General features: G+C 44.1%; 13 protein-coding genes. 6 read left to right on the top strand and 7 right to left on the bottom strand.

Going from position 1 to position 9,730, the window contains the following annotated elements; translation table 11 throughout:
• Positions 1-4: 4 nt before the first annotated feature.
• A complete protein-coding gene (locus tag V7Q33_RS22660) occupies positions 5-466 on the bottom strand; it encodes a hypothetical protein (protein WP_333821397.1) in 462 nt (153 codons plus the stop codon).
• Between the two features lie 221 nt (positions 467-687).
• On the opposite strand from V7Q33_RS22660, the gene V7Q33_RS22665 reads away from it, so the two are divergent.
• Both V7Q33_RS22665 and V7Q33_RS22670 read left to right on the top strand, forming a co-directional pair.
• A complete protein-coding gene (locus tag V7Q33_RS22665) occupies positions 688-1,020 on the top strand; it encodes a response regulator (protein WP_331984040.1) in 333 nt (110 codons plus the stop codon).
• 116 nt (positions 1,021-1,136) lie between these two features.
• The gene (locus V7Q33_RS22670) at positions 1,137-1,793 is read left to right on the top strand and encodes a BON domain-containing protein (RefSeq protein WP_333821398.1); all 657 of its coding nucleotides are present in this window, start codon (positions 1,137-1,139) and stop codon (positions 1,791-1,793) included.
• A 73-nt stretch (positions 1,794-1,866) separates the two neighbouring features.
• Here V7Q33_RS22670 and V7Q33_RS22675 read toward each other — a convergent pair whose 3' ends face one another.
• The 3 genes from V7Q33_RS22675 to V7Q33_RS22685 form a co-directional block, all read right to left on the bottom strand.
• On the bottom strand, positions 1,867-2,346 hold the full coding sequence (locus tag V7Q33_RS22675) for a CinA family protein (protein ID WP_331984044.1): 480 nt from the start codon (positions 2,344-2,346) through the stop codon (positions 1,867-1,869).
• 8 nt (positions 2,347-2,354) lie between these two features.
• Entirely contained in the window at positions 2,355-2,630 is a 276-nt protein-coding gene (locus tag V7Q33_RS22680; RefSeq protein ID WP_331984046.1) for a hypothetical protein, read from the bottom strand.
• 78 nt (positions 2,631-2,708) lie between these two features.
• A complete protein-coding gene (locus V7Q33_RS22685) occupies positions 2,709-3,188 on the bottom strand; it encodes a DUF6232 family protein (RefSeq protein WP_331984048.1) in 480 nt (159 codons plus the stop codon).
• Between the two features lie 423 nt (positions 3,189-3,611).
• On the opposite strand from V7Q33_RS22685, the gene V7Q33_RS22690 reads away from it, so the two are divergent.
• From V7Q33_RS22690 to V7Q33_RS22700, 3 genes are read left to right on the top strand one after another with little or no spacing between them, the layout of a single operon-like run.
• Positions 3,612-4,082 (top strand): ferritin-like domain-containing protein, encoded by a 471-nt coding sequence (locus tag V7Q33_RS22690; RefSeq protein WP_331984050.1) that lies wholly within the window; start codon positions 3,612-3,614, stop codon positions 4,080-4,082.
• Positions 4,083-4,106: 24 nt separating this feature from the next.
• Positions 4,107-4,667 (top strand): DUF4142 domain-containing protein, encoded by a 561-nt coding sequence (locus V7Q33_RS22695; RefSeq protein WP_333821399.1) that lies wholly within the window; start codon positions 4,107-4,109, stop codon positions 4,665-4,667.
• Positions 4,668-4,711: 44 nt separating this feature from the next.
• On the top strand, positions 4,712-4,993 hold the full coding sequence (locus V7Q33_RS22700) for a YtxH domain-containing protein (protein ID WP_331984054.1): 282 nt from the start codon (positions 4,712-4,714) through the stop codon (positions 4,991-4,993).
• 440 nt (positions 4,994-5,433) lie between these two features.
• Here V7Q33_RS22700 and V7Q33_RS22705 read toward each other — a convergent pair whose 3' ends face one another.
• The 3 genes from V7Q33_RS22705 to V7Q33_RS22715 form a co-directional block, all read right to left on the bottom strand.
• Positions 5,434-5,955: a hypothetical protein gene (locus V7Q33_RS22705; RefSeq protein WP_331984056.1), complete on the bottom strand. Its 522-nt coding sequence runs from the start codon at positions 5,953-5,955 to the stop codon at positions 5,434-5,436.
• 69 nt (positions 5,956-6,024) lie between these two features.
• Positions 6,025-6,429 carry a putative signal transducing protein gene (locus V7Q33_RS22710; protein ID WP_331984058.1) on the bottom strand — a complete coding sequence of 135 codons (405 nt, stop codon included), beginning with the start codon at positions 6,427-6,429 and terminating at the stop codon, positions 6,025-6,027.
• A gap of 124 nt (positions 6,430-6,553) precedes the next feature.
• Positions 6,554-9,220, bottom strand: a complete 2,667-nt coding sequence (locus V7Q33_RS22715; RefSeq protein WP_331984060.1) for a hypothetical protein — start codon at positions 9,218-9,220, stop codon at positions 6,554-6,556.
• A gap of 136 nt (positions 9,221-9,356) precedes the next feature.
• Here V7Q33_RS22715 and V7Q33_RS22720 point away from each other — a divergent pair, with 136 nt between their 5' ends.
• The gene (locus V7Q33_RS22720) at positions 9,357-9,674 is read left to right on the top strand and encodes a hypothetical protein (RefSeq protein ID WP_331984062.1); all 318 of its coding nucleotides are present in this window, start codon (positions 9,357-9,359) and stop codon (positions 9,672-9,674) included.
• Positions 9,675-9,730 lie beyond the last annotated feature (56 nt).

Genomic DNA, 9,730 nt, shown 5'->3' on the forward strand with positions numbered 1-9,730 from the left:
CTCCCTACACCACGCCAGCATCTCTCAACGCGCCTTGCTCATCGCCGGTTATATAGGCAAATATTTTCAGATCGCCGTTGAGGTGTTGAAGAAGGTATATTACAGGGAATGCGATCGATATCTCAGTGCCGTTCTTTTTTTGGTAGCACGAATCCCAATGTACAGTAGCCATCACGTGGTGTTCGTTGAGTGGGGAAACAATAATATCGCGGATTTTCATCCTTTTTGTTCCAATACTTCTATAGAAGTCGTTTCCTTTTGGAATCATTTCACGAAAAGTCTCATCGTTATTACCGACTTGCACACCTGCCGGACTCGCTTCTATAAAATGTTCTGCAAAAGCATTTACGGTGCCTTCTACGTCATCAACAGGCCCTTCAATAGCATTGTCGCCATGCAGGGCGCGCATGAAACGATCTTCGTAAGCCTGGAAGAAGGCTCTTACTTTCTGGTCAATATTATCCATACAAAAGGCCGGGAAAAACACATACCTGTTCCACTGTAAAAAATATATTAGCTCCTATGCAGAGCATCTCCTGGCATACTTATGAAAGGATATACTTTATACCATCAAAATAAAAGAGGCGCAGATGGGGAGCGCCATACCCAGTTATCAATTGGTAAATGCTTTTTCGGGTGTAAAAAAGGCACTTATCTATTGGTAGGAGATTTTAAAATGACCACGATATGAAGAAGATACTATTGATTGATGATGAACAGGATTTTGGGGTATTGATGAAAAGCTTCTTCGCACCAAAAAATTATGAGGTGTATCATGCCCTTACATTATCCGATGGCATGCGGATACTGGATGAGGTAAAACCAGATTATATTTTTCTGGACAATAATCTTCCGGACGGACTGGGATGGGGGAAAACAGAATATATACTCGTCAATCATCCTACAGCGCAACTCAACCTCATTAGTGCTTATCAGGTTCCCAAAACTTCTGCTTCATCTTTTCGCATTCTGGAGAAACCGTTGGTAATGGAAGAACTCAACAAAATTATAGTCGAGTAATTCTGTTATCGTCCATCATTTAAAACTTGTGATTGATCTGGCCAACTGCAAACGTTTTTTATTTGCAGGCACAATTTTATTCTTCTGACTTTTCAAACGGCAATTCATTTAAGGTTATGATAAACGACAGACGTATTAACAAAAGGAGACACTATACTCCCTGGAATGCCCGACAGGAATACGATCATCGCTATGACAATAACGATGCTCATAATAGCAATCGTCCGGGACACAGTCGCGACAACGATATGCAGCGCAGCCGGCATAACGAGCCGCGGCGAAACCAGCTAAACGAACCGACTTACGATCGTGATTTCAACACGAACTATTATGGTAGTGAGCGTACGTGGCGAGGCGGAAGTTACGAAGGCGGCTATGGCAATCGCGGGTATAATACCGACTCGGGCCACTGGCACGAACAACATGATGCTGACCATAACCGCGGCTATGGCGAACGCTACAGTGGTCAATACAGCCAACATGAGCCCTACGGAAAATATACTTCTATATACAACACTTGGGGACCCCATCGCGGCAAAGGTCCAAAAGGATACAAGCGCTCAGACGAACGCATTCGCGAAGATGTAAGTGACCGATTGACGATCGATCCACATATTGATGCCACAGATATAGAGGTGACTGTAACCAACGGCGATGTATTGCTCACCGGAACCGTAGAAGATCGCTACGCAAAACGCCATGCTGAAGATATTATAGCCTATATATCGGGTGTGCAAAATATTGAGAATAGAATCAGAGTTGTTAGCCGTTAATCGTTATTGGTTACACGTTTACCGTAGCAGTAGCACCGACAACGATTAACCTGTAACGGGTAACGATTAACGGCTACACAATGGTAGATGCAAACTCGCGGATAACTTCCTCTGTATAAAATTGCTGCACTTCCCATGGAGTCTTGGAGGGTGCTATAATTTTTCTTACCTCCAGATTCCTTCCGCGGAAGGAAAAAGAATAGAAGGCAAACAGCTCTTCTACTGAAAACTCTGGTGCAGGTGCTGCATACCCGGTTATGCCAATACCCCAGTCACTTTTAAAAAGTGAGCATACCTGATCGGCCATTTCCATGGCTACGCGTTCAGACACCGCATTGTTGGCAATAGCATGTATAGGCTCTACTTGCAGATGTCTGTATTTTTGTCCGACATTATATGCCGTTATACCGCCCTGGAAAAATTTCATAGCATTTTCGGCACGTGATATCGCTGCTTGAATATGACCGGAGGTAACGCTTTCTGCCACGGCCAGTGTCTGGTCGGCCCGCAGCATGTAATCGCGTATGATGTTGATTTCCTTTTGCTCGTACATGGAGGTAGTTATTGACCTATAAATTTTTTAACGCCTGATTTCATTTTTACGTATGCTTGACGTGGACTATATCCAAGGGTCTTGGTATACTTTTCAGTGAAGGGCTTCCTGTTCTTATAGGCCATGGCAACCGGCCGGCGTTTGGCAGTTCGCGCAAAATAATAAACGGATAACGAATCAGATAGTTTTTTCTTCAGAAAACCGGGCGGCTTGCGGGGAGGAGACTGGTCGTATCCGGCATATATAATAAAAATAACAAGCAAAGCGATAAAGATTTTTATCATACTCACGGTTGGTTAAATGAATAAAGATCTGTCCCCGGCAATCGCAGGGACAGATCTTTGGCTAATTTAAGTAATCTCTTACTCTTTTACAGCAATAAACGAATTGCCTGCGTCCGGGTGTTCAAAACGCAAAGCTTCGTTGAGTGCGTTTACGATCTGCGCTATATATTCTTTGCGATGACTCACCACGGCATTCTTCTCTCCCTCTGCGGTAGCAATGCGAACGGCATATCGTTCACGAATCAACACGGCAACGAGTGTACCAATTACCATCAAGGCAGCACCTACACCCATCACAATCGTATTGGCATTTACATACTCTCCATTCGCACGAATTTCACCAAAGGCATTGGCAGGAAATACGTCTATAAATCCACAAAACACTAATATCAGTCCGATGAGCAATAGCAGTATACCAGGCATTCGCTGCGGACGCATAATCAGCAGCCCATACTTGATAATTCCTTTCAAACTATACGATGTACTCTTTACCCGAAACGTTGAATCCGTTACTGTAACATCATGTCCATCCGTATACACTACTTTGTCAGGTATCATAACATTATACTTTTAGTTGACAATAGTCTCTTTATACTCTTTTATTATATTTTTTTACCACGTGATACTCTGCCAAGGGTCAGAAAATATCCATGCCTTTTTTAGCATCTGCTTTAATCAGTAAGATTTTCACTCTTAGGTGAGAAAAATATTCTACATCAAACTAATACAAGCAGCGCACTGCTGAATTTCTCTACGGCATCGCAATACAATGTTATAACGTAAACTAAACAAACGCCCTGAAATACTATTAATATAAACTGTGGGATTTATGCACAGGTGTATAGGCCACTGCGGTATATACTACTCAAAAACAAGTTGGTATGGCATGGACTTGAAAGAAGGTATGTGGCATGTTTTTTTGAACGCTTGAATGTGTCAGTAAGTCGCTGACATTTTTTACAGTACTTAAAAATTACAGGTATGAAAACGAATGAAAGAGTTATCAGCATTCTGAATGATCTTATACGTACAAACTTAGATCGCATTAAAGGCTATCAGAAAGCTGCTGATGAGATCAAGGATACTACTGACTTTGAGATCAGAGCTATCTTTACCCAAATGGCTGCCGACAGCCGCCAATATAAAAGCAATCTTACCGATGCAGTAATACGTTTGGGTGGTGAACCTGCCAACGACACTTCTGCTGCAGGTGATATATACCGCGCATGGATGGATGTGCGCACTACTTTCTCCGCAGACGATGTACATGCGGCCTTGCAACTTTGCGAGTTTGGTGAAGATCGTGCCCTGCAATCTTATAAAGATGCGCTTGAAGAAAACATAGATTGGCCTATTGGTATCAAGAGCCTGGTAGAAAACCAGCGGCAGGCGATCAAGGCATCGCACGATACAATTAAAAGTTACCGCGACCAGTACGCGCATACACACTGATCATTCACTTATCCACTATATATTATGAAAGTGCAACGTATAGTACCGCTTGTATTCGCCGGAATAATGGCTGTCTCGTGCGGTAAAAAGGAAACTACCGATACAAATGAAATTGCGAAGGAGTCTAATGACAAAAAGTTTGAAGATCGGAAGGAAGAGAAGGATGCTGATTTTATAGCAGAGACGGTAGCTGCTAACTATGCGGAGATCAGCCTGGCGAAACTGGCAGCAGAAAAATCTGACAATTCGCAGATCAAGGAAACAGCCAGGATGCTGGAAAAAGATCATAGTAAATTACTTCAGGATTTGCAGACTTTTGCAAGCCTGAAAGCAATTACGGTTCCCAGTGAAGAAAAGGACGATGCAAAGAAGAAAATTGAAGACTTAACGAAAGAAGATAACGTGAAAGACTTCAACAAGGAATGGTGCGAGACTATGGTTGACAAGCACGAGAAGACGATCAAGAATTTTGAGTCGCGCCTTGATAAAACACAGGATGCCGATCTTAAAATTCTAATTGACCAGACATTACCTCAATTGCGTGCACACCTCGACAAGGTTAAGGCGTGCGAGCAAAGTATGTAACCTATAAATGAATACAGTTATCACTAAAAAAAACAGCATCGATCATGAACTCATCAACAAAACTCATTGTCGGTATACTGGGAGCTGCCGCTGCCGGTGTCATTGTTGGAATGCTCATTGCTCCTGAAAAAGGAGAAGACCTTCGCAAAAATCTGAAGAAAACTACAGACGACTGGATGGATGAAATTGCCCAATGGATGGGTAAAGGAAAAAGCTATCTGGCGGAAATTAAAGACCGTGCGACAGAAGAAGCTGCAGAAGTAGGTGCTGAAGCTTCGCAAGGTATAAATGGTTTAAAAGAAAACGTTGGTAAAAGAAAGCTATAATAATCCGGATCTTTTGTAAGTCTTTTTCAGCTTTCACTGACACTGGAAGCAGAACAAAGCAATCGAAGATCAAAAGGGCCTTCTATGAGGGGCCCTTTATTTTTTAAACACATATATATACTTGTGATTTGTCGCACGAAAAGCAATGTGGATTTATATATCCCCGAAGTTCTACACATTGAGAAACTGATTTCCCTGCACCGTTTTTTTTATGTGTTTTTCAGGCATCGGCACGCTGGCATCAGGTTTTAAGGTATAAGGGCATCAGATCACTTTCATCTTTAGGGGTGCTTCTTTTACCGGAATGAGAATTTCGGATAAAAAGCTGAGAACAAACTCTATATAGCCTGAATCCAGGTAATACTGGCGAAGGTAAAGAAGAAAGGATCTAGGGAGGCTCTTCACAGAGCCTCCTGTTTTTTATACCCGTATAGATACAATTACTCGTGCGTGGTAAGACCAGCCTGATGCACAGCCAGGTAATCTTTCACCTGGAAAATTACTTCATCTACTGTTTTGGCAACCATTACGCGATAGGTACCAATGTTCTTGAAGAAACGGATGGTAATTTCATCCTGATTGAGAAGAATAACTTTCTTATTGGATTTTATAGCGAGTGCCACTTCAGATGCTGTGCCAGCAGCCATACCCAGCACTACAATAATGTTGCTGGAGAGTACATTAATAAGATTTCGTGCACTGCCCATGCCGGTAACAATTCTGATCTGGGCATTCTCGGAAGCATTACGATCGTTACTATCTGGCACTACACCAATGGTAAGGCCGCCCACATCGCGGGCGCCTTTCATGGCTGCGTCCATGACTCCGAAACTGCGGCCTCCGGTAAGCACCACCCAGCCGTTGCTAGCCAGCGCGCGACCTAGTTCGAAAGCCATTTCATTGTCTTCCGGGGTTGCGTTTTCACCCGGCCCCATAATACCTACAATCGTTTTAACAGACATATTTCAGTAAGATTCTTGCACTAAAGTAGTCAGCATGCCAACGATTTACAAGCGTATGCCTGACACCTGTTAAAATTCATGCTGGCAGTCGTTACAGCGATTTATTTTGCGTTGCGGAAAGAAAATACCGAAGAATAAGACATGGAGGCCGGCCAGAAACTGATCGGTGAGCTTGCGTGAAAAACCGCGTTCTATCTTTTTGGATTGGCATTGCGGGCACACAGGCATCGAATCATCTTCCACGAACAGATTCACTTCTGCCAGTATCTGCTGTGCCTCCTGCAAGTCGTGCTTAAACAGATGCAAGCGCACCTGGAAGAAAGCATGCTGTTGTCCGGGGTAAAGATTGGCCAGGTTCTCTTCCGTCAGAAAACAAGGTATACCATAGGCATCCAGCTTGGTCTTTATGATGTTGGCATCAATCGTATTATCGAATTGCTGAAAGACGATAATTTCATCCCGCTCATTTTCCATAACACGCATTTTAACAGTAAGGTACTTACAAATCGGCAAAGCATTGGCAGTATATCCTGTAGTCTATACACAATATATGTTCCATAACGACCAGCATTACCAAACCTAGCGCACCGTATCTATTCTATAGCGGCTGCATGGTAAGCGATTTGCCCAGTGTGCTATACGTCTGTAGTTTTGATTGACGCATCGGCCGCACAGCAATAGCTGTGCTTTCCATTGGAAGCGTGGTGAGCAATTTACCCTGACCATCGTATACAAACGACAGATCCTGGCTCTTGTCAGTAATAGTGATATATACTTTGCCTCCGCCAAAATCGTAGTAACACACTACAGCAGGATTGTTGCCTACAAAATCGCTCGTTATTATTTCCTTAAGCTCTTCGTTCATAATGGTCAGCTGCCGGGCTTCCTGGCGAACAATGAGGTATGCTTTACCATTTTCTTCCAGCACCATACTGAAACGGGCTTCGGGTGTTGCTTTGATCAACGACTCGCGACTCACAATCTTGCCATCAACATCGAACTTGATGCGTGCACCATCGCGCGATATAATAACAAAGTTAGCAGCAGTATTGCTGTTGCCTGTCTCCACGGTATAATCACCCAATGGACGTGCATCGAGGTTCAGCGGGAAGTTTTTAAGGGTTTCGCCTCTGCGATTCATCAGGATAGCCGTTCCGTCTTCACGCACCGCCAATATATAGTCTTTGCCGCGCAGGCGATGATGCTGTGGCGCTGTGAACAGACTTCCATCGGTTGATTTTGGTTTCCAGCCATCCAGGTTCTTGCCCTCTTTATCGTACATCCACAGTTTGCCATTTTTACCCGCTACCAGGAAACGATAATTTTTACTATGATCATAATCCACTACGCTGGCAAACTCAACATCTTTCTCTTCTATATCCAGCGGATATGGCTTCACATAATTACCGAGGCGATCAATAATGTGAAGTTTACCGGGTGTGGCAAAGAAAAACTGAAGTTTTCCATTTTTCAGGAAATCGATCTGCGTCACATCACCGGTAATGAAATCGTCAAGGTCAATCTTCCACTGTACTTTACCATCTGCCGATACAAGGCTTACTGCTTTCGTTGAATCCTGCACCAGCACATCTTCCTGTTTGGTAAAATGGTTGCGTATTACAAAGAACTTATATATACCTTCACTAAAGCTGGTGATGAGTTTATCGCGCTTCTCTTCTTTTGCAGCAACTTCACTTTTCGGTGCTTCTCCACCCGTCCACGTAATGTTAGTATAGTAACTATTGTTGAGGTGGCTCATCTGTATCGCGCCCATCTCGATCGACTGCAAGGCGAGCTTGTTATCTTCAATGAACTGCTGCCACTTGGGATACAACGCATCTTCCAGTATATTCCACACCAACGGTGTATTGATGTATACACTGAAGTTGGCCTCCAGCAGTGTTGTTTCAAGAAAATGATTTTGCGCTACCGATTTACCCCACGTTTCTTCCTTGTCTATATCATCCAGAAAGGCTTTGAGATCGTCTATATCTTCGCCTATAATGATTGTATTGCCGAGGGAAGTATAGTAACTGGTAGACAGACCTGACACCAGCGGCCAGAATAGTTTTTCGGGGAAAGCATGCAAAGGCACTTCGCGTATCTCATAATCGGAAAAGCGTTCATAAAAAACAGTATCAACACTATTTTTCTGAGCGATGGTGTTAAAGGTAGTAATCCACGCATCCGGCTTTGTAGTTTCGATGAGCACCACGCGCGATAAACTCTTCTCCCGTCCTTCCAGGTAACAGACTGAAAGTTCTTTGCCCAGTGTCTTGTATAGTTCCTGCAACTGTGTGCCTGAAGAGCTGTCGATCTGCCGCACGGAATCCTGCAACTGCGGATTCTTCTTCGAAGCGTACGCCTGCAGCGACTCTCCCAACTTTGCGCCATCGCTAATACCAAAACTTGTTACCATCACGGAGCGTTCTGAAACATAGTTCTTCATGTTGAACTGCACCGGCACCTGGTTATTGAAGATGGAAAGTATATATCCCTGGCTCGCACTGTCCAGGCTAAAGCCGTTCAGGGTAAAAGTTTGTTCGTCTGCTTTTATATCCAACAATGATGAGTGGCCCACTTCGCGCACGAAGTCGATCGGCACTTTGGCAAATGATCCCAGCCAATTGCCAAAGTTTTTGATATTGATGTAAAGATTACCGGCATCTTCTTTTACATGCGGCATCTGGTATACCGCAGCAAACTGCTTTTTAAAAGTGGAACCATCACCTGTATAAGTACGAATCACATCCTCCAGCAAAAATGGGGTAAAGCTTCCAAACCATATATCATCCACCTCTGCCCACGAAAACGTTTGACCCTTTCCTGCCAGCTCATGGATTTTTATCCCATTAAATTCACGCTCCGTTGTTTTAAGCTTGTTCCACTGCTCCATGAGCAGGTTACGCATTTTGGATTGATATAGCGGGCTATAGAATACAAAATCAAAATCATCTTTACGGGTTTGATGTGCCGATACCAGCAAACCCCGGGGTTGGGCCTCTATAAAATCAAACAGTATTTTAAGGGAATCTGCCGACTTCTGGTAAAATGCGGCTTTGCGAAAAACGGACCATAAAGAAGTCTGCTCCAGTTGTTGCACACAGGGCAGGCAGTCGTTGGTCTCATATACAAAAATGGAAGACTCCGGTACCAGTTCCCAGGGAGATGTATTCCGGGAAACGAGAAATCGTTCATATAGGTAATAGCCCCCGACCGTTACGAGCACTATTCCGATGGTAATTAACAGAGGAAGTCTCTTCACCTTAACAGCTTTGCGTGAAAATTAAGGCTCAAGATACGGGGCTGCTGCCGATTTGACAACCTTAATAATGTTTACCCCGCTTTTAAACTTTTGTCACCCGCTATAGTCAAAGCATCAGATTTTAAAACAACGGATTATGAAACGGATCATTGCATTAGTATCATTCATCGTTTTTGCCACCGTGGCTTACGCGCAAACCTCTACACCCCGTATAGACAGACGTGAGCACACGCAGCGTGCCCGCATCCGCCAAGGCGTTGCCAGCGGAGAGCTTACCCGCAGAGAAACTGTTCACGCACGACAAGACCAACGCCACATCAGACGCACCGAGCGCAGAGCAAAAGCCGATGGAACTGTAACACGCAGAGAACGCGCACACATTACGCGCGAGCAAAACCAGGCAAGCCGCTCGCTGTACAGAAACAAGCATGACCGGCAGGTGCGCAGATATTAAAAGCTGCGAGTTTTGAGCTGTGAGCTGTGAGAGGAAAAGGCCGCTGGCTTCTGGCT

Source organism: Ohtaekwangia sp., from assembly GCF_036786105.1.
Lineage (GTDB): Bacteria > Bacteroidota > Bacteroidia > Cytophagales > Cyclobacteriaceae > Ohtaekwangia.

Bases quoted from the DNA above. Each gene is read 5' to 3' on its own strand.
- V7Q33_RS22660 (WP_333821397.1), bottom strand. From the start codon at position 466: ATGGATAATATTGACCAGAAAGTAAGAGCCTTCTTCCAGGCTTACGAA.
- V7Q33_RS22665 (WP_331984040.1), top strand. From the start codon at position 688: ATGAAGAAGATACTATTGATTGATGATGAACAGGATTTTGGGGTATTG.
- V7Q33_RS22670 (WP_333821398.1), top strand. From the start codon at position 1,137: ATGATAAACGACAGACGTATTAACAAAAGGAGACACTATACTCCCTGG.
- V7Q33_RS22675 (WP_331984044.1), bottom strand. From the start codon at position 2,346: ATGTACGAGCAAAAGGAAATCAACATCATACGCGATTACATGCTGCGG.
- V7Q33_RS22680 (WP_331984046.1), bottom strand. From the start codon at position 2,630: ATGATAAAAATCTTTATCGCTTTGCTTGTTATTTTTATTATATATGCC.
- V7Q33_RS22685 (WP_331984048.1), bottom strand. From the start codon at position 3,188: ATGATACCTGACAAAGTAGTGTATACGGATGGACATGATGTTACAGTA.
- V7Q33_RS22690 (WP_331984050.1), top strand. From the start codon at position 3,612: ATGAAAACGAATGAAAGAGTTATCAGCATTCTGAATGATCTTATACGT.
- V7Q33_RS22695 (WP_333821399.1), top strand. From the start codon at position 4,107: ATGAAAGTGCAACGTATAGTACCGCTTGTATTCGCCGGAATAATGGCT.
- V7Q33_RS22700 (WP_331984054.1), top strand. From the start codon at position 4,712: ATGAACTCATCAACAAAACTCATTGTCGGTATACTGGGAGCTGCCGCT.
- V7Q33_RS22705 (WP_331984056.1), bottom strand. From the start codon at position 5,955: ATGTCTGTTAAAACGATTGTAGGTATTATGGGGCCGGGTGAAAACGCA.
- V7Q33_RS22710 (WP_331984058.1), bottom strand. From the start codon at position 6,429: ATGGAAAATGAGCGGGATGAAATTATCGTCTTTCAGCAATTCGATAAT.
- V7Q33_RS22720 (WP_331984062.1), top strand. From the start codon at position 9,357: ATGAAACGGATCATTGCATTAGTATCATTCATCGTTTTTGCCACCGTG.